We start from the raw sequence: 21,218 nt of genomic DNA on the forward strand, positions 1-21,218 counted from the left end.
AAGGTGAGTTGCTGTTGCAAAGCCCGCAGGACCTGGCGCAAGCGCGGGAGATGGTGCGTGAGGCGGTGGATATTTACAACCTGGAGCGACCTCACTTGGCATTGAAATACAGAACCCCCGATGCGGTGCATCGGGGGTTCTGAGTCACGTGAAGCTAGACGAAAATGTGTAAACCTATTTCAGGACTAGACACGGTCATCACATAGGCACGATAAATGTCGTGCTGAGGCGGGCGTCTCAGTCCTTCTTCAGATCCAGGTGGATGGCGCCCACCGGCTTGCAGCAGCAGGGCAGGCACTCACCCTGGGAGACAAATGCCAGCGGCACATGGGGGTAATGCACCTTGCCAGCCAGCAGCGGCGTGCGGCAGGCACCGCAATAGCCGCTGCGGCACTGGAACTCCAGCCTGTGACCGTGGCGCTCCAGGGTCTCCAACAGGCTCTCGCCGGGATGGGCGTGCAGGACGCCATCCTGGGTATGCACCCGTGGCGAACCGGCCTCGCTCTGCGCGGAGGCAGAGCAGGGGGCAGGGGGTAGCATGTTGGTGGCGTCACTCACGGTGCGAAGTCACCCAGGCCGTCTGAGTGCACTTCACTGTCGATCTGGCCGTCCAGCAGGTCGGGCAGCTGACTCACAGCTCGAAGTCACCGAGATCGTCTGCGTGCACTTCGCTGTCGATCTGGCCGACCAGGTAGGAGCTGACTTCCACTTCCTGCGGGGCGACCTGCACGTTGTCAGACGACAGCCAGGTGTTGATCCAGGGGATGGGGTTTTGCTTGGCGCCGGCGAAGGCTGGCTGCAGACCGACCGCACTCATGCGCAGGTTGGTGATGTACTCCACGTACTGGCAGAGGATGTCCTTGTTCAGGCCTATCATGGAGCCGTCCTGGAACAGGTACTCGGCCCACTCCTTCTCCTGAATGGCGGCTTCCTTGAAGATCTCGAAGCAGGCTTGCTCGCACTCGGCGGCAATCTCGGCCATTTCGGGATCGTCCAGGCCATTGCGCATCAGGTTCAGCATATGCTGGGTGCCGGTCAGGTGCAGCGCCTCGTCGCGGGCGATCATCTTGATGATCTTGGCGTTGCCTTCCATCAGCTCGCGCTCGGCGAAGGCAAACGAACAGGCGAAGCTGACGTAGAAGCGGATCGCCTCCAGGGCGTTGACGCTCATCAGGCACAGATAGAGCTTCTTCTTCAGCCCCCGCAGGGTGATGGTCAGCTCGCGCTCACCCACCCTGTGGGTGCCTTCCCCGTGCAGATGGTAGAGGGCGGTCGCCTCGATCAGATCGTCGTAGTAGTGGCTGATGGAGCCGGCACGCTTCAAGATCTGCTCGTTGGTGATGATGTCGTCGAACACCTGACCCGGGTTGTTGACGATGTTGCGGATGATGTGGGTATAGGAGCGAGAGTGGATGGTCTCGGAGAAGGCCCAGGTCTCGATCCAGGTCTCCAGCTCCGGGATGGAGACCAGCGGCAGCAGCGCCACGTTCGGGCTGCGGCCCTGGATGGAATCCAGCAGGGTCTGGTACTTCAGGTTGGAGATGAAGATGTGCTGCTCGTGGGGCGGCAGGGCCTGGTAGTCGATGCGATCGTGGGAGACATCCACCTCTTCCGGGCGCCAGAAGAAGGAGAGCTGCTTCTCGATCAACCGCTCGAAGATGTCGTGTTTTTGTTGATCGTAACGGGCCACGTTGACCGGCTGGCCGAAGAACATCGGCTCCTTGAGCTGGTCGTTCTGGGTCTGGCAGAAAGTTGAATAAGCCATGGTGATTTGAATGTCTTGAATGAGAGGAGACAGGAGGGCGGGAGCTTGTTGCTCCCGCCCGGTTCATCAGATCTTACAGGCGCCGCCAGCGCAACCGTCGTCTTGCAGATCGGTCTGGGCATCGTCCGCACCATCACGGGTGTTGTGATAGTAGAGGGTCTTGAGGCCGTACTTGTAGGCGGTCAGCAAGTCCTTGAGCAGCTGCTTCATCGGGACCTTGTTGCCTTCGAAACGGGCCGGGTCGTAGTTGGTGTTGGCGGAGATCGCCTGATCCACAAACTTCTGCATCACTCCGACCAGCTGCAGATAACCGTCGACGCTCGGCTGCTTCCACAGCAGTTCGTACTGATCCTTCAGGCGGTGGTACTCGGGCACCACCTGCTTGAGGATGCCGTCCTTGGAGGCCTTGACCGAGACCAGGCCGCGGGGCGGCTCGATGCCGTTGGTGGCATTGGAGATCTGGCTGGAGGTCTCGCTCGGCATCAGGGCGGTCAGGGTGGAGTTGCGCAGACCCACTGTCTTGATCTCTTCACGCAAGGATTCCCAATCCAGGTGCAGGGGTTCGTTGCACAGCACATCGAGATCCTTCTTGTAGGTATCGATGGGCAGGATCCCCTGGGCATAGGTGGTCTCGTTGAAGGCCGGGCAGGGGCCAAACTCGCGGGCCAGCTGCACCGAGGCCTTCAGCAGGTAGTACTGGATCGCCTCGAAGGTGCGGTGGGTCAGAGCCAGACCGGAGCCGTCGGAGTAGCGAGCACCATTTTTCGCCAGATAATAGGCATAGTTGATGACCCCGATCCCCAGGGTGCGGCGGTTCATGCTGCCCTTCATCGCGGCTTTCAGCGGGTAATCCTGATAATCCAGCAGCGCATCCAGGGCGCGCACGGCCAGGTCCGCCATCTCTTCCAGATCTTCCAGCTTCTCGATGGCGCCGAGGTTGAAGGCGGACAGGGTGCACAGGGCGATCTCGCCCTCTTCGTCATCCACGTTGTTGAGCGGCTTGGTGGGCAGCGCAATCTCGAGGCAGAGGTTGGACTGGCGCACCGGGGCCACGCTCGGATCGAAGGGGCTGTGGGTGTTGCAGTGATCCACGTTCTGGATGTAGATGCGACCGGTACCGGCGCGCTCCTGCATCATCAGGGAGAAGAGATCCACCGCCTTGATGGTCTTCTTGCGAATGGCCGGGTCTTGCTCGTACTTGACGTAGAGCTGCTCGAACTTGTCCTGATCCGCGAAGAAGGCGTCGTACAGACCCGGCGCATCGGAGGGGGAGAACAATGTGATGTCACCGCCCTTGATCAGGCGCTGGTACATCAGCTTGTTGATCTGCACGCCATAGTCCATGTGACGGACCCGGTTCTCTTCCACGCCGCGGTTGTTTTTGAGTACCAGCAGGCTCTCCACCTCGGTGTGCCACAGCGGGTAGAACAGGGTGGCCGCACCGCCGCGCACGCCGCCCTGGGAGCAGCACTTGACCGCGGTCTGGAAGTATTTGTAGAAGGGGATGCAGCCGGTGTGGAAGGCCTCACCGCCACGGATGGGGCTGCCCAGACCGCGAATGCGGCCGGCGTTGATGCCGATGCCCGCGCGCTGGGAGACGTAACGCACTATGGCGCTGGCGGTGGCGTTGATGGAATCCAGGCTGTCATCACACTCGATCAGCACGCAGGAGCTGAACTGACGGGTCGGGGTGCGCACGCCGCTCATGATGGGGGTCGGCAGGGAGATCTTGAAGGTCGACACCGCATCGTAGAAACGCTTGATGTAGTCCAGACGGGTATCTTTCGGATACTTGGAGAAGAGGCAGGCCGCCACCAGGATGTAGAGGAACTGCGGGCTCTCGTAAATCTCGCCGGTGACGCGGTTCTGCACCAGGTACTTGCCTTCCAGCTGCTTGACTGCGGCGTAGGAGAAGTCCATGTCACGCCAGTGATCCAGGTGCTCGTTCAGCTCCTCGAATTCGGCCTGGCTATAGTCGGTCAGCAGGTGCTTGTCGTACTTGCCCATGTCTACCAGACGGGCGACGTGCTGGTAGAGGTGGGGCGGCTCGAACTGACCGTAGGCCTTCTTGCGCAGGTGGAAGATGGCCAGACGGGCGGCCATGTACTGGTAGTCCGGGCTCTGTTCGGAAATCAGATCGGCGGCAGCCTTGATGACGGTTTCGTGGATGTCGGCGGTACGGATACCGTCATAGAACTGGATGTGGGACTTGAGCTCCACCTGGGAGACCGACACGTTGTCGAGCTTCTCGGCGGCCCAGTCGAGCACGCGGTGAATTTTATCCAGATCGATGGGTTCTTTGTGGCCGTTACGCTTCGTCACAAACAAGTTCATTGGCTGATGACCTTTAGTTGATTCCCGAAAAACCATGGCGCCACGCATCCAGGGTTCCCTTCTCTAGGGTGGCCTGGGGGCGAAGTGCGCCATGAATCACAAGATATAGTGTTATTTTAAATTCGAACTACAAGATAGTGAGGTCGTCCCCGCATTGCAACGTGTGGATAACCCGATTGCTGTGGATAAATTGTGGGTGTCATGACCGATGTTAGTGGACGCTCACAGTGAGTGGGTTTTCATGCGTCCGCTCCGCTAAATGCAAGTCCGATGATCGAACATGGAAAATTTAAATAACTTTTTTTGCTTGCGAAAACGGGACGTTTTTACTAGCAAATTCAGGCTGGTTATCCCTTGTGCAGCAAGGGTCAAAAGCTGTCCGAACGGGGCGGCGGCGCAGCCTCCATGAAAAGGAAAAGGGAGCCGGTGTTGGCTCCCGCTGGCGGGGGCTGGTCGGGATCCTTGTCCCCCAGACATCCCCTGGACCTCTGTCTAGGGGGATAAAGCTGCCCGCGGGATCCATCAATGAACGGCATGGTCCCGGTCGAGGCGAACTCAGCTCAGCTCGTAGCGCAGCCAGTGGTGCAGCGCCTGCACCGTATCGAACTGCAGGTCCGCGCCCCAGTCGGCGGGATCCTCGTCGTCGTGCAGATAACCCCAGCCTGCCACCGCGGTGCGCATGCCCGCGTTGCGACCCGCCTCGATGTCGCGCACGTGATCGCCGACATAGAGGCAGTGGGCCGCCTCTACGCCGAGCCGCTCGCAGGCATAGTACATGGGAGCGGGATCGGGTTTGCGCACCGGCAGAGTGTCGGCACTCACGGTCACGCCACAGTTGGCGAGTGCCGGCAGGGCAGCCAGCAGCGGCTCGGTCAGAAAGCCCGGCTTGTTGGTGACGATGCCCCAGGGCAGGGCGCGCTCGTCCAGCCACTCGATGAGATCAGTCATGCCCTCATAGGGGCGGGTGCCGACACAGAGGTTGGCCGCGTAATGGTCGAGCAGGGCAGCGCGCAGGCGCCCGGCACCCAGCTCTTCCAGCAACTCGTCGCCAAGGCCCGCCCTGAGCAGCCCGAGCGCACCGTGGGAAGTGGTCTGGCGGATGATGTCGTCAGAGAGCGGCGCGAAGCCTTCGCTCACCAGCACGTGGTTGACGGCGGCGCCGAGATCCGGGGCCGTGTCGAGCAGGGTGCCGTCCAGATCGAACAGCACGCAACGCAGGGGCGCCTTGTCAGTGGTGTTCATCAGCCTTGCTCCGGGCGCACGAAGGCCACCATGTAGTTGACGTCGACGTTGGCGCCGAGTTTGAAGCGGTTGGACAGCGGCGCGTAGTGCACCCCACTCATGTCTTTCACCAGCAGGCCCGCCGCTTCCCCCATGCGGCACAGCTCGGCCGGGGTGATGAACTTCTTGTGATCGTGAGTGCCTTTAGGGACCATTTTGAGCAGGTGCTCGGCCCCCAGGATCATCATCAGATAGGCCTTGGGGTTGCGGTTGATGGTGGAGACGAACACCTTGCCGCCCGGGCGCACCAGAGTGGCGATGGCGCGCAGCACCGAGGCTGGGTCCGGCACGTGTTCCAGCATCTCCATGCAGGTCACCACGTCATATTGGCCTGGCGCCTCGCTGGCATGCTGCTCGGCGGTCATCTGCTGATAGTCGAGCTCCACCCCGGCCTCCAGCGCGTGGAGACGGGCGACGCCGAGCGGCTCCTTGCCCATGTCGATGCCGGTCACCTTGGCGCCACGGCGCGCCATGCTCTCGGAGAGGATGCCGCCGCCGCAGCCGATGTCGAGCACGCGCTTGCCAAACAGGCCACCGCTCTTGTCGGTGATCCAGTCAAGGCGCACCGGGTTGATTTGATGCAACGGCTTGAACTCACCTTCCATGTCCCACCAGCGGGAGGCGATGGCTTCAAATTTGGCGATTTCTGTCAGATCGACATTGGCATCAGTATTCATTTTCGTGGATCCTGTGGCAGGGCGCACAAGCCTGGTGACAGGCGCGCAATCTATTGTCCTGGCGGGCATTATAACGGACGTACTTTGTCAAACCAGCCCGATTTGTGGCTTAAGGTATGTCGCGTCCTGTGTTACTATTGCGCGCTGTTTAAGCCAAAGAACAACTAATTAGGGATTAAGGCTTTCTATGAGCGATCTGGCCAGAGAGATCACGCCGATCAACATCGAAGAAGAGCTCAAGAGTTCCTATCTGGATTACGCCATGAGCGTGATCGTAGGACGAGCTCTGCCGGATGTGCGTGATGGCTTGAAACCGGTTCACCGCCGCGTTCTGTTTGCAATGAACGAGTTGGGGAACGACTGGAACAAGCCCTACAAGAAATCGGCCCGTGTGGTCGGTGACGTAATAGGTAAATATCACCCGCATGGCGATAGCGCCGTGTATGACACCATCGTCCGCTTGGCGCAGGATTTCTCCATGCGTTACATGCTGGTCGACGGTCAGGGCAACTTCGGTTCGGTCGACGGCGACAGCGCCGCCGCCATGCGTTACACCGAAGTGCGGATGGCGCGCATCTCCCACGAGCTGCTGGCCGATCTGGACAAAGAGACCGTGGACTGGGTGCCGAACTACGACGGCACCGAGATGATCCCGGCTGTCATGCCCACCAAAGTGCCCAACCTGCTGGTCAACGGCTCCTCCGGTATCGCGGTGGGCATGGCGACCAACATTCCGCCCCACAACCTCACCGAGATCGTCAACGGCTGTCTGGCGTTGATCGAGAATGGCAATCTCACCATCGATGAGCTGATGACCTATATCAGCGGCCCTGACTTCCCCACCGGCGCCATCATCAACGGTCGCTCCGGCATCGTGCAGGCGTACCGCACCGGTCGTGGCTCCATCTATGTGCGTGCCAAGGCCGAAGTGGAAGTGGACGACAAGACGAGTCGCGAGACCATCATCGTTCACGAGCTGCCTTATCAGGTGAACAAGGCGCGGCTGATCGAGAAGATCGCCGAGCTGGTCAAAGAGAAAAAGGTTGAGGGCATCAGTGCCCTGCGCGATGAGTCTGATAAAGACGGCATGCGCATCGTTATCGAGATCAAGCGCGGCGAGTCCGGCGAGATTGTGCTGAACAATCTCTACAAGCACACCCAGATGCAGACCACGTTCGGCATCAACATGGTGGCGCTCGATAACAACCAGCCCAAGGTGATGAACCTTAAAGAGATCCTGGATGCCTTCCTGCTGCACCGCCGTGAGGTAGTGACCCGCCGGACCGTGTTCGAACTGCGCAAGGCGCGGGATCGGGCCCACATCCTGGAAGGCCTGGCGGTGGCGCTGGCCAACATCGACCCCATCATCGCGCTGATCCGTCACTCCGACACCCCGGCGGACGCCAAGGCCAAGCTTGTGGCGAACGGCTGGGAGCTCGGCAACGTGGCCGCCATGCTGGAAAAAGCCGGCGACGACGCGGCCCGTCCCGAGTGGCTGGAGCCCCAGTTCGGTATCCGTGAAGGCCAGTACTTCCTGACCGAGCAGCAAGCCCAGGCCATCCTTGACCTGCGTCTGCACAAGCTGACCGGCCTCGAGCACGAGAAGATCCTGGAAGAGTACCAATCTCTGCTGGATCTCATCGCCGAGCTGCTGTTCATCCTGGCAAGCCCGGAACGCCTGATGGAAGTGATCCGCGATGAGCTGGTGGCCGTGCGCGAGCAGTATGGCGACGCGCGCCGCACCGAGATCAACTTCTCCAGCATCGAGCTCAATACCAAGGATCTGATCACTCCGGAAGACGTGGTCGTCACCTTGTCTCACCAGGGCTATGTGAAGTACCAGCCGCTGACTGACTACGAGGCGCAGCGTCGTGGTGGCAAGGGCAAGTCGGCTACCCGGATCAAGGAAGAGGACTTCGTGGAGCGTCTGTTGGTGGCCAACACCCACGACACCATCCTGTGCTTCTCCACCCGTGGCAAGGTCTACTGGCTCGAGGTGTATCAGCTGCCGGAGGCGTCCCGTGGCGCCCGCGGCCGTCCGATCATCAACCTGTTGCCACTGGAAGAGGGTGAGCGCATCACCGCCATCCTGCCGGTCAACGAGTACAGCGACGACAAGTACGTCTTCTTCGCCACCGCCGACGGTACCGTGAAGAAGACCAGCCTGTCTGCGTTCAGCCGTCCGCTCTCCTCCGGTATTCGTGCCATCAACCTCAAAGAGGGTGATGAGCTGATCGGGGTGGATATCACCGACGGCAGCAACGAGATCATGCTGTTCTCCGACGCGGGCAAGGTAGTTCGCTTCGCGGAAGGCAGCGGTCGCGCGGATGCGGATGCCAGCGACGACGTCGAAACCGACGACGACGCCGGCAACGACGATGAAGGCAGCGACAGCGTAGAAGGTGCCGACAGCACCGAGAGCAAGGGCACCTTCAAGGGCGTGCGTCCCATGGGTCGTACAGCCTCCGGTGTGCGCGGCATCCGTCTGCCCAATGGCAACAAGGTCGTCTCCCTGATCGTCCCCCGTGGCGAGGGTGCTATCCTGACCGCCACCGAGAACGGCTATGGCAAGCGCACCGCGCTGACCGAGTACCCGACCAAGAGCCGTGGTACCCAGGGCGTCATCTCCATCAAGGTGGATGATCGCAACGGCAAGGTGATCGACGCCATCCAGGTCGAGGATACCGACCAGATCATGCTGATCACCAACGGCGGCACCCTGGTGCGTACTCGTGTCAGCGAGGTGAGCATCATAGGTCGTAACACCGGCGGTGTGCGTCTGATCCGGACCGGTGAAGACGAGACCGTGGTCGGCCTGCAGCGCATCGCCGAGAGCGACGAGGAAGAGACCGACGTCGTGGCCATCGACGGTGAGCAGGTGGAAGGTGCAGATACTGCGCCAGACGCCGGTGCCGCCGACGCAGGTGCCAGCGAAGAGGGTGTGGCTGGCGACGAATAATCGCCCGTCTACCCCGACAAAAAGAGCGACCCCAGGGTCGCTCTTTTTATTGCGCTATTTTTACCGCCATCCTGGCGATGCCGCCTCAGTTCTCCGCTGCTGCTCCCTATCCAGCAATTTATTTATGTCGAAATTCATATATTTATTAGATTTTTATACTGCTGTTGTCGCCCCGGTCGCGGTTGGCTGGCAGGGTCGGCGCCGGCATGGGCACAGCGGTTACTCAAAGGATCATAAGGCCGTCATCCCGTTGTCACGGGGCCGGGGCAAGCTACCACTGTCCGAGCGCCAAAGGTGAACTCGGCAAATCCATCGATGCCATCCAAGAGGAGCATGCCATGACCAGCTGGATAATGTGGGAGATCTGGTGGAGCCGGATGTGGGGGGCGGAGGCCAAGGCCGCCTCCACTGAGGAAGAGGAGGTGGCCCATGAGCCATCGCGCCTGCCAGCGGAGTTGATTGCACGGCCCAAGCCGGCCCGGCCTTCGCGACCCAGAGGCTGAGCGGATCAAGCGCAGCTCCGGCCTTCAGAACAACCGTAGCTGTTCGTTGGGGCGAATGAAGCGGGTCAGGTTCAGCTGAACGTGGCGTTTGCCAAGCTGTAGCCGTTTGCTGATCAGTCGAAAGCGCTGGGCGAGCAAGTCTGCAAATTGACCCTCGCCGCGCATGCGAGTGCCAAAGGCGGGGCTGTTGAGGTTGCCGCCCCGGCTGGCCCGCAGCTGGTTCAGAATGGCTTCCTTCTGGCCGGGGTAATGCTCGTCCAGCCAGTCGCTGAACAGGGTCGTCAGCTCGTGGGGCAGGCGCAGCAGTATGTAATCGGCGCAGCTGGCACCGGATTCGACCGCCGACTTGATGATCTGCTCGAGTTCGGGCTCATTCAGGCGCGGGATCATGGGAGCGGCCAACACCCCGACCGGCACCCCGGCCCCGGCCAGCTTCTCGATCACCTTGAGTCGCCCGGCGCCCGTGCTGGCACGAGGCTCCAGCTGCCGCCTCAGCGTCTCGTTGAGGGTGGTGACCGACACCATCACCTGACACAAGCCTTCCCGGGCCAACTCGGTCAGCAGGTCAATATCCCGCAAGATCATGGCGCTCTTGGTGATGATCCCCACCGGGTGGCGGTGAGCCAGCATCACCTCCAGCAGCTCACGGGTGAGCCGGTAGTGCTGCTCGATAGGCTGATAGGGATCGGTATTGGCGCCGAGCACTATGGTCTGGGGCTGGTAGCTCGGCTTGGCGAATTCCCGGCGCAGCAGCGCGGCGGCATTGCGCTTGGCGAACAGCCGGGTCTCGAAGTCCAGGCCGGGTGAGAGCTCCAGATAGGCGTGGCTGGGTCTGGCGTAGCAATAGATGCAACCGTGCTCGCAGCCCTGGTAGGGGTTGATGGAGCGGCCGAAGGGGACATCCGGCGACAGATTGTGGCTGATGATGCTCTTGGCCTCTATCTCGCGCACTTGTGTCTGAGGCGCCTGAGGTTGAAACGCGGTTTCCCACTCCTGTGCTTGCCAGCCATCGTCGATGGCCTCGACTTGTGGACCACTGAAGCGGTGTTCGACATTGTGACTGCTGCCTCGTCCTGCCATCTCACCATACCGATACTGTTTATATATACAGTTATTGTGGCGAGGGTTCCGGCAAACTGCAAGCCCGGCCGCCCGCCTTATGTAAAACTGCATCGCAAATGAATCTCCCGCTTGATCTGCTGCTACATTTCGTTTACATAGACGAAATGCGAACTGGATCACGGAAATCATCATGAAGCCCACCACCTCACGCTGGCTGTTTATCGGAGTGATCTGCCTGGTCATCTGGCGCCTCATCCCGCTCTCTACCGAGCAGGCGCTGGCGACGGCCAGCCGGGCCTGGCGTGTGGGCCACTTCGAGCAGGCGACCCATATCTGGCTGCCGCTGGCGGAGCAGGGGCAGCCCAGGGCCCAGGCCCTGATGGGCTGGAGCCACGAGTTGGGGCAGGGGAGTGAACAGGATCTGGCCCGCGCCATCGCGCTCTATCGTCGCTCCGCCGAGGCGGGGGATGCCTTTGGTCAATATCGACTGGCGGATCTTTACTTGCGTGGGGTCGGGGTGCCGCGGGATCTGCGCGCGGCCTTTCACTGGATGGAGCTGGCGGCCCGCAACGGCGATGTGCCCGCCATGCTGAAAGTGGGGGTGCTGCACCTGATGGGGGTGAACGGTCGGGTCGACATGGCGCAGGCGAAACAGTGGCTCTATCAGGCCTCGCAGAAAGGCAACAAGCTGGCCCTTCGGGTCTTGCAGGAGCTGGCGTTGGCCGAGGAGGGGAACAGCACCTTCGATTTCAACGGGCAGTCGCTGCTTGGAGAGGGCTAGCCGTTGGTGGCCGGCCCCCTTCCCTCATTGAGTATCAGTTTTTTCAGGCACTGGCGGTCACTTTGCCCGGGCTGATGTCGGTGACATAGAGGGTGCTGCGTTCGCTGCTGTGCACTATGCTGCACACCTCGCGCTTGCTGCCGTCGCTCAGGATCACCAGCTCGCCAAGATGGACGGGACAGTGGGTCGTCAGTATGTGATCCGGATGGATGATCTTCTCCGCGTGCTCCGGAAACGAAATCTCATAGCTGTACATCTTTCTCTTCCTCTCAGACGAACGCCTATCTCGAAACCTAGCACCCGGTCGCCATTACCGCTGCTCCCAACAGCGGCAAAGACCCAGCCATTGCTGTATGTAAAATCGCCCTGGCAACTTGTCTGAGTCGTGACGTCTGATACAATCCCCACTGTTCCTGTCAATGAATAGCCTCGCACGGACATCAAAGTGTGTATCACGGCGTGTACAAACCGTATTGTGAACGGTGAAACATCAAAGTGAATGGCTTGATTTTAAAGGACTTCTTCAATCTGCATGTGGCCTTTGGTAGGGGTCACCACTGTTAAGGAAATACATAATGCCAATCATTACTCTGCCTGACGGCAGCCAACGTCAATTTGCCCACGCCGTTTCCGTCATGGACGTCGCCGCGGACATAGGTCCGGGCCTCGCCAAGGCATGCATTGCCGGTCGGGTAAACGGTGAACTGGTGGATGCCTGCGAGCTGATCGAAGCCGATGCCTCCCTGGCCATCATCACCGCCAAAGACGAAGAAGGTCTGGACATCCTGCGCCACTCCTGCGCTCACCTGCTGGGTCATGCCATCAAGCAACTCTGGCCCCAGACCAAGATGGCCATAGGTCCGGTCATCGACAATGGTTTCTACTACGACGTCGATCTCGATCGTACCCTGACCGACGAAGATCTGGCTGCCCTGGAAGAGCGCATGCTGACGCTGGCCGCCAAGGATTACGACGTCATCAAGCAGAAAGTCTCCTGGCAGGAGGCACGCAACGTGTTCGAAGCCCGTGGCGAGACTTACAAAGTCGAGATCCTGGATCAGAACATTGCCCGTGATGACCAGCCCGGTCTGTATCATCACGAAGAGTACGTCGACATGTGTCGCGGCCCCCACGTGCCGAACATGCGTCACTGCCACCATTTCAAGCTGCAGAAGATGTCCGGCGCCTACTGGCGTGGCGACTCCAACAACAAAATGTTGCAGCGGATCTACGGTACCGCCTGGGCCGACAAGAAGCAGCTCAAGGCTTACCTGCAGCGCCTCGAAGAGGCCGCCAAGCGCGACCACCGCAAGATCGGCAAGCAGCTCGACCTGTATCACATGCAGGAAGAAGCGCCCGGCATGGTGTTCTGGCACAACGACGGCTGGACCATCTTCCGTGAACTGGAAACCTTCATGCGTACCAAGCTGCGTGAGTATGACTATCAGGAGGTGAAAGGCCCCGCCATGATGGATCGCGTGCTGTGGGAGCGCTCCGGCCACTGGGATAAGTATGCTCAGGGCATGTTCACCACCCAGTCCGAGAACCGCGAGTACGCCATCAAGCCGATGAACTGCCCGGGTCACGTCCAGATCTTCAATCAGGGCCTCAAGTCCTATCGCGATCTGCCGCTGCGCATGGCCGAGTTTGGCTCCTGCCACCGCAACGAGCCGTCAGGCTCCCTGCACGGCTTGATGCGGGTACGGGGTTTCACTCAGGATGACGCCCACATCTTCTGTACCGAAGCGCAGATCATGGAAGAGGTGTCCGCCTGTATCCGTATGGTCTATGACGTCTACGGCACCTTTGGCTTCGAGAACATCGTGGTCAAGCTCTCCACCCGTCCCGAGCAGCGTATCGGCTCCGACGAGGCCTGGGATCGTGCCGAGGCCGCCTTGGCCGAGGCGCTGGTGCTGAACGGTCTGAAGTACGATCTGCAGCCGGGTGAGGGCGCCTTCTACGGTCCCAAGATCGAATTCACTCTGCATGATTGCCTTGATCGTGCGTGGCAGTGTGGTACCGTGCAGCTCGACTTTGCCTTGCCGGGTCGTCTGGGTGCCACTTATGTGGGGGAAGATAACGAGCGCCATGTGCCCGTCATGATCCACCGCGCCATCCTGGGTTCCATCGAGCGCTTCATCGGTATTCTGACCGAAGAGTACGCGGGACTGTTCCCGACCTGGTTGGCACCGACTCAGGCCGTGGTCATGAATATCACGGACAATCAGGCCGATTATGCGGTGAAAGTTGCCAAAGCATTGAATGATGCGGGCCTTCGCGCAAAAGCGGACTTGAGAAATGAGAAGATTGGCTTTAAAATCCGCGAGCATACTTTGAAACGAGTTCCTTTCATGTTGGTCTGCGGCGATAAAGAAGTTGAAGCCGGCAAGATTGCAGTGCGAACTCGTAAAGGGGCTGACCTGGGCACTTATCCTGTTGAAGAGCTAATCGCTCTGTTGACCCAGGAAGTTCAGACCCGCGGACAAAAGAAAGTGGAGGAATAAGCTATAAAAGGCGGAAAAAAACTGGGCAAGCAACCGCAAGCCCGCGCTCACCGGATCAATGAAGAGATCCGTCTGAAAGAAGTTCGTCTGACCGGTTTGGATGGTGAGGCCATTGGCGTCACCACCATTCAAGATGCTCTGAACTTGGCCCTTGAGGCTGGAGTGGATCTGGTCGAGATCAGTCCTAACGCTGAGCCGCCCGTTTGCCGGATCATGGATTACGGCAAATTCCTCTACGAAAAGAGCAAGACCACCAAAGAACAGAAGAAAAAGCAGAAAGTCGTCCAGGTCAAGGAAATCAAATTCCGTCCTGGCACTGACGAAGGCGACTATCAGGTAAAACTACGCAACCTGGTTCGCTTTCTGGAAGACGGGGACAAGGCTAAGGTCACCCTGCGCTTCCGTGGTCGTGAAATGGCCCACCAGGATCTTGGTATCAAGGTTCTGGAGCGAGTCAAAAACGATCTGGAAGAGTTGGCCGTAGTAGAGTCGTTCCCGAAAGTCGAAGGCCGTCAAGCAGTGATGGTTCTCGCACCTAAGAAGAAATCTTAAGGCCCACAAGAAATTGACTCATGGGCATGTCCCATGAGTCGGTTCGCCTTGCGATTTTGTTGTCACTCACAATGCGGAGTATGAAATGCCGAAGATGAAAACCAACCGGGGCGCCGCAAAGCGCTTCAAGAAGACTGGCTCAGGTCGCTTCAAGTGCAAGCACAACCACCTGCGTCACATCCTGACCAAGAAGAGCAGTAAGCGTAAGCGTAAGCTGGGGCCGAAGTTCATGGTTTCTGCTGCCGACCACAAACGTGTTGTCGCTTGTCTGCCGTACGCATAAGGGGGATGTGAAAAATGCCAAGAGTTAAACGTGGTGTGACTGCTCGCGCTCGTCACAAGAAAGTAATGAAAGCCGCCAAGGGTTACTACGGCGCCCGTTCCCGTGTCTACCGCGTAGCGGTACAAGCGGTAACCAAAGCCGGTCAGTATGCCTACCGTGACCGTCGTCAGAAGAAACGTCAGTTCCGTCAACTGTGGATCGCGCGTATCAACGCTGCTGCCCGTCAGAACGGTCTGTCCTACAGCCGTCTGATCAACGGTCTGAAGAAGGCTTCCATCGAGATCGATCGCAAGATCCTGTCCGATATCGCCGTTCACGACAAGCTGGCTTTCACCGCCCTGGTTGAAAAAGCTAAAGCAGCTCTGGTTTAATCCGGTTCTGTTATGAAAGATAAAAGGAGGCTTAGGCCTCCTTTTTTGTTTCTGGATTGGCACGCCAAGCAAGTCTTCCACCGCTTGTCGCTGCACACATCTTAAGCACTTATCACTCCCTGTTTGTCCCTCTCATGTTCTTGGCGTGCTGTCCGCAGGCTGGCACGAATGTGATTTCGCCCCTTCTGGTTTTTCTGACCGTCATCCATGTCTACCGCTACGTCCATCACTATGGTGGCGTGCGCGCCATGTCGCTGGATATGTTCTTCGACTACCCGGCGGTGCGCCTGAACGAGCCCAAGTCCGGGATGCCAAGGCGGTGATGAACTTTGACTTCGGCGATACCGATGGCAAGTACAAGGTGGAGTTGGAGAACGGGGGCGCTGAACCACACGGCGAATGCCGAGGCCAGCAACGCCGACACCACGATCGCGCTGTCGCGGGATACCCTGAACAACCTGATCCTGAAGCAGACCACCCTGGACAAGGCCATCGCGGCGGGGGAGGTGAAGGTGACGGGTAACGGCGATAAGCTCAAGGAAGTGCTGGGTTACATGGACAACTTCGAGTTCTGGTTCAATATGGTGACCCCTGACCCCTGACCCGTCACACCCAAGGTTAAGGGCGTGGCCATTGGCCACGCCCCTGTATGTCTGAATGAGCAGCGGCGCTACCGCCCGCCATCGGGGGAGGCGCCGCGAAAGAGGGTTCATTTCGTCTGGGTGGCGGCTTCAATGATGAGGGCTGTCACCTCGTCGGCCCTTGAGACCAGAGACGCATGGCTGGCCGTGAGCGTGATGCATTTGCGTGGCTGGATCCGCGCCGCCATCCGTTGCTGGTTATCCGGGCTTATCATGCGGTCTTCGCTGGAGATCTGGTACCAGCTCGGCTTCTGCTGCCAGGCCGGCGCCTGGATGTTGTTGCCGAAGGTGGAACCCAGCGGCGCCTTCTGGGTGACGGCCATCACCTGCGCCTCTTCCGGGGTGAGATCCTGGCAGAAACTGGCGTGAAACTCGCTTTGCTTTAGCCAGAGATAACCGTCACTGTCGGGGACTATGTTGGCCATGGCTACCGGTGGGCTGGCATGAGTAATGGTGCCTGGGCTCTCACCCGCATCGGGAGCGAAGGCGGCGATATAGACCAGGCCGATGACGTTGGGCATGTCGCCCATCTCGGTGATCACGGCGCCGCCGTAGGAGTGACCGACCAGCAGCACGGGACCGGCCTGCTGCGCCACCATCTTGCGGGTTCGCTCGGCATCCTCAGCCAACGAGGTCAGGGGCAGCTCAACCGCATGCAACTGGGTAAAACCGTGTCGAAACAATTGGGTGATGACTCTGCGCCAGTGCATGGCACCGCCCCAAAAGCCGTGAACCAGAATGATGGTGGGTTGTTCGTTCATGGTGCCGTTCTCCTCGTGGTAACCAGGCGGCCACTTGTGGGTCGCTGACAGTACACCAGTATAGTGACGGCCAATCCAGTGAGTCGCGGCTGGCCTGCACGCGGTTTTTGATCTGGTGGCAAGCTTGCTAACATGCCAGCCACCCCGCATCCACACCGGCAAAAGGTCATGGGTGGCATGGTGCCGGAGATTGACGTCCCAGCTCATGCTCAATCATCAGGTCGACGACGACAAGGTTCGGCGATGCCTGTTCTCACCTTTCAAGAGGGAAGGGATGACGTGGCATCCACAGCCATGTTGTTTATTGCGGGCTCACTCGGTGATCACTCAAGGAAAAGTGCGTGCTGAAAGAAAACTTCAATGAACTCCAGCTCTTTCTGGCCGTGGCGAGAGAGCGAAGCTTCACCCGGGCGGCGAGCAAACTGGGGGTCTCCCAATCCGCTCTGAGCCATGCCATCAAGGCGCTGGAAGAGCGGTTGAATATGCGTCTGCTGACACGTACCACCCGCAGTGTGGCGCCTACAGAGGTGGGAGAGAGGATCATCGCCTGCCTGGAGCCCCGCCTGGCGGATCTCGAGCTGGCGCTGGGGGCCATCGTTCAGATCAACGGTACCGCCACCGGCAACCTGCGCCTCTCCGCCGGTGAGCATGCGGTGCGCAGCCTGCTGTGGCCGAAGCTTAAACCCTTTCTCAAGGCCCACCCGCAGATCAAGGTAGAGCTGGTGGTCGACAACGGCTTCGTCGATATCGTTGCCGGGCGCTTCGATGGGGGTGTCCGGTTGGGGGAGAGCGTCGACAAGGACATGGTGGCGGTGCGGATAGGGCCTGACATGCGCATGGTGGTGGTCGGCGCTCCCGCCTATCTGGCGAGCCGGGGCACGCCGCAGACCCCCCATGAGCTGTCGCATCATTGCTGCATCAACATGCGCCTGCCCACCGCCGGCGGCCTCTATCACTGGGAGTTCGAACAAGGCGGCAAGGCATTGCGGGTAAGAGTGGAGGGCCAGCTGATCCTCAATCTGCTGGGCGAGCGGATCGAGGCCGCCGAGGAGGGACTGGGGCTTGCCTGTGTGCCGGAAGACATGGTGCAAGGGGCCTTGGGGGCGGGGACCCTGGTGCAGGTGCTGGCCGATTGGTGCCCCACCTTCGCGGGTTATCATCTCTACTACCCGAGTCGCAAGCAGCACACCCCCGCCTTTGCACTCCTGATTGAGGCGCTGCGTCATGGGCAATGAGGGCCTTGCCAGCAAGGATTGACGATAATCACCAGACCCGAGCAAGGCCCATCTTGCCATCAACGCCCGACGTGGGCCTGCAGCGCGGCCGGATAACGATCCCCGACGATCTGCACCTGCTCGAGCAGGCCGGCTATCTGAGCAAGCTCCGCCGGTGTCAGCCCCAGCTGCGCCGCCCCCAGATTCTCATCGAGGCGCGGCAACTTGGTGGTGCCGGGAATGGGCACTATCCAGGGTTTCTGTGCCAACAGCCAGGCGAGGGCGATCTGGGCCGGGGTGACCCCTCTTTGTGCGGCCAGCGCACGGAGCAACGCCACCAGTCGCTCATTGGCCGCCAGCGCATCGGCGGCGAAGCGGGGCACCTTGCTGCGAAAATCGTCCGCCGCGAAGGTCGTACCCGTCTTGATGGCGCCAGTCAGGAAGCCTCTGCCCAGCGGGCTGAACGCCACAAAACCTATTCCCAGCTCTTCCAGCAGCGGCAAGATTTCCCGCTCGGGCTCCCGCCACCAGAGGGAATATTCACTCTGCAGCGCCGTCACCGGTTGGACCGCGTGGGCTCGCCGAATGGTCTGGGCACCGGCCTCCGACAGGCCAAAGTGCTTGACCTTGCCCTCGGCTATCAGATCTTTCACCGTGCCAGCGACCTCTTCAATCGGCACCTCGGGATCGACGCGATGCTGATAGAGCAGATCGATCACTTCCGTCTGCAGGCGGCGCAAGGAGCCTTCGACCGCCGCCCGGATATGCTCTGGGCGACTGTCGAGGGGCCGTTGTTGGCTGTCATCGCCAAGGTTGAAGCCGAACTTGGTGGCGATCACCACCCGATCCCGCAGCGGTTTCAAGGCCTCACCCACCACCTCTTCGTTGAGATAGGGGCCATACACCTCGGCGGTGTCAAAGAAGGTCACGCCACGCTCCACGGCGGCGCGAATAAGGGCGATCGCCTGGTGGCGATCGGTGGCCGGGCCATAGCCCTGGCTCAGCCCCATGCAGCCAAGGCCGAGTGCGCTGACACTCAGGCCGGATTGACCAAGAAGACGGGTCTGCATCATCAAATTCCTCACTGGTTATTGGTGTTCGAGTCGGGTTCGCGGGGTTAAACGTCGAGCCGGCGGCCGGTCAGCCACTCCACCCTGGCCGGATCCCGGTGAGAGAAGAAGGCGCTGGTGCCGGTATCCAGGGCGGTGACCTGCAACATCTCGTCGTCGCTCAAGGCAAAGTCGAACAGATCCAGGTTCTCGACCATGCGCGCCTTGCGTACCGTCTTGGCGAGGGAGGGGATGCCGCGCTGCAACAGCCAGCGCAGCACCACCTGGCCCACGCTCTTGCCATGGCGCTCGCCGATGGCCGCGAGCTGCGGCTGCTGGAACAGGCCGTTGCGTCCCTCGGCAAAGGGGGCCCAGGCCTGGGGCACTATGCCGCGGCTCTGCATCCAGGGCACGGGGTGCAACTGCTGATGGAAGGGGTTTACCTCTATCTGATTGACGGCAGGGGGGATCTGGTTGAAGGCGACGAGATCCGCCAGTCGATCCGGGTGGAAGTTGCTGACCCCGATGGCGCGGCACTTGCCCGCCCGATGGAGCTCCTCCATGGCGCGCCAGGCGCCGTGCACATCCCCGTAGGGTTGGTGGATGAGGTAGAGATCCACATAGTCCAGTTGCAACCGGTTCAAGGATCGCTCGAACTGAGCCTTGGCCCCCTCGTAACTGGCATCCTGCAGCCACAGCTTGGTAGTGACGAACAACTCACCCCGTGCGATCCCGCTGCGGCGGATGCCGTTGCCCACCTGGGTTTCATTCTGGTAGGAGGCGGCGGTGTCGATGAGGTGATAGCCGCTCTCGATGGCATCGATGACGGCCCGCTCGCACTCGGCTGCCTCCGTCATCTGAAAGACCCCGAAACCCAGCTGGGGCATGGCGTTTCCGTTGTTCAATCGGACTGTTTGCATGACGTTATCCTCTCTGTGCGGTGCAGGTAGCATAACGCGGCAGCATTCATCGGATTAGATAGCGGTATCCGCTAGGGCCTATCGACCGGGCTCATCAATCGGCGTGCCGCCACTCGCGCCATGCTGTCGACCACCAGGCAAACATCAAGGTTTTCGCTGTCGTTTCCACGAGGAGGTCTCTTCGCGGTGGGGATGCTCCCTCTTATCTCAGCCCCGGTTGGTCATCGCCAGCGTCAGACGCGGCTCTTGAGCAGACGAAATGCCCGGTAGACACGGGACTTGGCGGGGAAAGCGGCAAGCTGGCGGCAGGAATCCGGGGAGAAAAAATCCATCATATTGATTTGGCACTATATTCTAGAGCGTGATCGGGCAGGGCATGGCCGTTGCAAAAATAGCCGTCAGGTACAGGGGCCTGGTCGCCACTGACTCCGCTTGTCATAACAAAATGATTTCTCGGGAGAAAAGCCCACCTTAACTATGGTCAGCCGAGGGGCTTTTTTTGTATTATCCCCCTCTTGACCTTATTTAGCCTAACAGGCTCCTGTTCCGGGAGTGGTGACGAGGAAGACATGCAACAGCTTGAAGAAGTAGTCGGCCAGGCCAAGGCCGAAATTGAGGGCGTCAACGACGTTGCGACCCTCGACGAGATCCGGGTCAAATATCTGGGTAAAAAAGGCTTTTTTACCGAGCAGATGAAGACCCTCGGGGCCTTGTCCGCCGAAGAGCGTCCCGCTGCGGGCGCCGTGATCAACCAGGCAAAGCAGCAGGTTCAGGATGCCCTGAACGCGCGCCGCGATGAGCTGGCCGCCCAGGAGCTGAACCAGAAGCTGGCTGCCGAGACCATCGACATCAGCCTGCCGGGCCGTCGCATCGAGAACGGTGGTCTGCACCCGGTGACTCGCACCGTCGAGCGCATCGAGCGCCTGTTTGGCGAGATGGGTTTCAAAGTGGAGCGCGGTCCCGAGATCGAAGATGGCTTCCACAACTTCGATGCCCTGAACATCCCGGCCCATCACCCGGCCCGGACCGATCACGACACCTTCTACTTCAACCCGGACCTGATGCTGCGTACCCACACCTCAGGTGTGCAGATCCGCACCATGCAGCAGCAACAGCCGCCGATCCGCATAATCGCGCCGGGCCGCGTCTATCGTAACGACTACGACATGACCCACACCCCTATGTTCCACCAGGTCGAAGGCCTGCTGGTAGACGAACATGCCAGCTTTACCGAGCTGAAAGGGATCTTGCACGACTTCCTGCGCAACTACTTCGAGGAAGATCTCACCATCCGTTTCCGTCCCTCCTATTTCCCGTTCACCGAGCCGAGCGCCGAAGTGGACGTGATGGGCAAGAACGGCAAGTGGCTGGAAGTGCTGGGCTGCGGCATGGTGCACCCGAACGTGCTGCGTTCGGTCGGCATCGATCCGGAAAAATACTCCGGCTTTGCCTTCGGCATGGGCGTTGAGCGCCTGACCATGCTGCGTTACGGGGTCAACGACCTGCGTGCCTTCTTCGAAAACGACCTGCGCTTCCTCAAGCAGTTCAAGTAAGGGCGAGA

The 21,218-nt window shown here is 60.0% G+C and carries 22 protein-coding genes; 12 read left to right on the forward strand and 10 right to left on the reverse strand.

All coding sequences use genetic code 11. The features are described 5' to 3' along the window. Positions 1 to 143: transposase (locus MM194_RS14925; protein WP_241344029.1), on the forward strand; the 143-nt coding region annotated here is incomplete at its 5' end. A gap of 94 nt (positions 144 to 237) precedes the next feature. Here the strand turns inward: MM194_RS14925 and yfaE are convergent. The 5 genes from yfaE to ubiG all read right to left on the reverse strand — a co-directional run bounded on the left by yfaE (position 238) and on the right by ubiG (position 6,057). Further along, positions 238 to 558 carry a class I ribonucleotide reductase maintenance protein YfaE gene (gene yfaE / locus MM194_RS14930; RefSeq protein ID WP_033130036.1) on the reverse strand — a complete coding sequence of 107 codons (321 nt, stop codon included), beginning with the start codon at positions 556 to 558 and terminating at the stop codon, positions 238 to 240. Between the two features lie 73 nt (positions 559 to 631). Continuing rightward, on the reverse strand, positions 632 to 1,765 hold the full coding sequence (nrdB, locus tag MM194_RS14935; RefSeq protein WP_241343996.1) for a class Ia ribonucleoside-diphosphate reductase subunit beta: 1,134 nt from the start codon (positions 1,763 to 1,765) through the stop codon (positions 632 to 634). 66 nt (positions 1,766 to 1,831) lie between these two features. Further along, positions 1,832 to 4,099: a class 1a ribonucleoside-diphosphate reductase subunit alpha gene (gene nrdA, locus MM194_RS14940; RefSeq protein WP_241343997.1), complete on the reverse strand. Its 2,268-nt coding sequence runs from the start codon at positions 4,097 to 4,099 to the stop codon at positions 1,832 to 1,834. Between the two features lie 555 nt (positions 4,100 to 4,654). Next, positions 4,655 to 5,341, reverse strand: a complete 687-nt coding sequence (locus MM194_RS14945; RefSeq protein ID WP_241343998.1) for an HAD-IA family hydrolase — start codon at positions 5,339 to 5,341, stop codon at positions 4,655 to 4,657. After that, complete coding sequence (ubiG, locus tag MM194_RS14950) at positions 5,341 to 6,057, reverse strand: bifunctional 2-polyprenyl-6-hydroxyphenol methylase/3-demethylubiquinol 3-O-methyltransferase UbiG (protein WP_241343999.1); 717 nt, start codon at positions 6,055 to 6,057, stop codon at positions 5,341 to 5,343. Before ubiG ends, MM194_RS14945 begins: the two co-directional genes overlap by 1 nt. A 187-nt stretch (positions 6,058 to 6,244) precedes the next feature. Between ubiG and gyrA the strand changes: the two genes are divergently transcribed. Together gyrA and MM194_RS14960 are read left to right on the forward strand one after the other, a co-directional pair. Beyond that, the gene (gene gyrA / locus MM194_RS14955) at positions 6,245 to 9,016 is read left to right on the forward strand and encodes a DNA topoisomerase (ATP-hydrolyzing) subunit A (RefSeq protein WP_241344000.1); all 2,772 of its coding nucleotides are present in this window, start codon (positions 6,245 to 6,247) and stop codon (positions 9,014 to 9,016) included. Between the two features lie 338 nt (positions 9,017 to 9,354). Beyond that, entirely contained in the window at positions 9,355 to 9,519 is a 165-nt protein-coding gene (locus MM194_RS14960; RefSeq protein ID WP_241344001.1) for a hypothetical protein, read from the forward strand. 24 nt (positions 9,520 to 9,543) lie between these two features. Here the strand turns inward: MM194_RS14960 and MM194_RS14965 are convergent, their stop codons facing one another. Then, positions 9,544 to 10,599, reverse strand: a complete 1,056-nt coding sequence (locus MM194_RS14965) for a PA0069 family radical SAM protein (protein ID WP_241344002.1) — start codon at positions 10,597 to 10,599, stop codon at positions 9,544 to 9,546. Positions 10,600 to 10,771: 172 nt separating this feature from the next. On the opposite strand from MM194_RS14965, the gene MM194_RS14970 reads away from it, so the two are divergent. After that, positions 10,772 to 11,362 (forward strand): tetratricopeptide repeat protein, encoded by a 591-nt coding sequence (locus tag MM194_RS14970; RefSeq protein ID WP_033130043.1) that lies wholly within the window; start codon positions 10,772 to 10,774, stop codon positions 11,360 to 11,362. 43 nt (positions 11,363 to 11,405) lie between these two features. Here MM194_RS14970 and MM194_RS14975 read toward each other — a convergent pair whose 3' ends face one another. Continuing rightward, positions 11,406 to 11,618 carry a hypothetical protein gene (locus MM194_RS14975; protein ID WP_033130044.1) on the reverse strand — a complete coding sequence of 71 codons (213 nt, stop codon included), beginning with the start codon at positions 11,616 to 11,618 and terminating at the stop codon, positions 11,406 to 11,408. Positions 11,619 to 11,937: 319 nt separating this feature from the next. On the opposite strand from MM194_RS14975, the gene thrS reads away from it, so the two are divergent. The 6 genes from thrS (at position 11,938) to MM194_RS15005 (ending at position 15,674) form a co-directional block, all read left to right on the forward strand. Further along, positions 11,938 to 13,866, forward strand: coding sequence for a threonine--tRNA ligase (gene thrS / locus MM194_RS14980; RefSeq protein ID WP_241344003.1), 1,929 nt, complete (start codon positions 11,938 to 11,940; stop codon positions 13,864 to 13,866). 21 nt (positions 13,867 to 13,887) lie between these two features. Further along, positions 13,888 to 14,418: a translation initiation factor IF-3 gene (infC, locus tag MM194_RS14985; protein ID WP_274518497.1), complete on the forward strand. Its 531-nt coding sequence runs from the start codon at positions 13,888 to 13,890 to the stop codon at positions 14,416 to 14,418. An 85-nt stretch (positions 14,419 to 14,503) separates the two neighbouring features. Next, on the forward strand, positions 14,504 to 14,701 hold the full coding sequence (rpmI, locus tag MM194_RS14990) for a 50S ribosomal protein L35 (RefSeq protein WP_005315535.1): 198 nt from the start codon (positions 14,504 to 14,506) through the stop codon (positions 14,699 to 14,701). 14 nt (positions 14,702 to 14,715) lie between these two features. After that, positions 14,716 to 15,072, forward strand: coding sequence for a 50S ribosomal protein L20 (gene rplT, locus MM194_RS14995; protein WP_005300683.1), 357 nt, complete (start codon positions 14,716 to 14,718; stop codon positions 15,070 to 15,072). 170 nt (positions 15,073 to 15,242) lie between these two features. Then, on the forward strand, positions 15,243 to 15,395 hold the full coding sequence (locus MM194_RS15000) for a hypothetical protein (RefSeq protein ID WP_202963158.1): 153 nt from the start codon (positions 15,243 to 15,245) through the stop codon (positions 15,393 to 15,395). Between the two features lie 24 nt (positions 15,396 to 15,419). Further along, a complete protein-coding gene (locus MM194_RS15005; protein WP_241344004.1) occupies positions 15,420 to 15,674 on the forward strand; it encodes an alkyl sulfatase C-terminal domain-containing protein in 255 nt (84 codons plus the stop codon). Between the two features lie 107 nt (positions 15,675 to 15,781). On the opposite strand, the gene MM194_RS15010 is transcribed toward MM194_RS15005, so the two are convergent. After that, complete coding sequence (locus tag MM194_RS15010) at positions 15,782 to 16,474, reverse strand: alpha/beta hydrolase (protein ID WP_241344005.1); 693 nt, start codon at positions 16,472 to 16,474, stop codon at positions 15,782 to 15,784. 341 nt (positions 16,475 to 16,815) lie between these two features. Here MM194_RS15010 and MM194_RS15015 point away from each other — a divergent pair, with 341 nt between their 5' ends. Beyond that, positions 16,816 to 17,709 carry a LysR family transcriptional regulator gene (locus MM194_RS15015; RefSeq protein ID WP_241344006.1) on the forward strand — a complete coding sequence of 298 codons (894 nt, stop codon included), beginning with the start codon at positions 16,816 to 16,818 and terminating at the stop codon, positions 17,707 to 17,709. Between the two features lie 59 nt (positions 17,710 to 17,768). Here MM194_RS15015 and MM194_RS15020 read toward each other — a convergent pair whose 3' ends face one another. Both MM194_RS15020 and MM194_RS15025 read right to left on the reverse strand, forming a co-directional pair. Continuing rightward, a complete protein-coding gene (locus tag MM194_RS15020; protein WP_241344007.1) occupies positions 17,769 to 18,758 on the reverse strand; it encodes an aldo/keto reductase in 990 nt (329 codons plus the stop codon). 47 nt (positions 18,759 to 18,805) lie between these two features. Continuing rightward, complete coding sequence (locus MM194_RS15025; protein ID WP_241344008.1) at positions 18,806 to 19,657, reverse strand: aldo/keto reductase; 852 nt, start codon at positions 19,655 to 19,657, stop codon at positions 18,806 to 18,808. Between the two features lie 569 nt (positions 19,658 to 20,226). On the opposite strand from MM194_RS15025, the gene pheS reads away from it, so the two are divergent. Then, the gene (gene pheS, locus MM194_RS15030; protein ID WP_033131843.1) at positions 20,227 to 21,210 is read left to right on the forward strand and encodes a phenylalanine--tRNA ligase subunit alpha; all 984 of its coding nucleotides are present in this window, start codon (positions 20,227 to 20,229) and stop codon (positions 21,208 to 21,210) included. The last annotated feature ends 8 nt before the right edge of the window (positions 21,211 to 21,218 follow it).

The organism is Aeromonas sp. MR16 (genome assembly GCF_022549315.1).
In the GTDB taxonomy this organism is placed as follows: domain Bacteria; phylum Pseudomonadota; class Gammaproteobacteria; order Enterobacterales; family Aeromonadaceae; genus Aeromonas; species Aeromonas aquatica.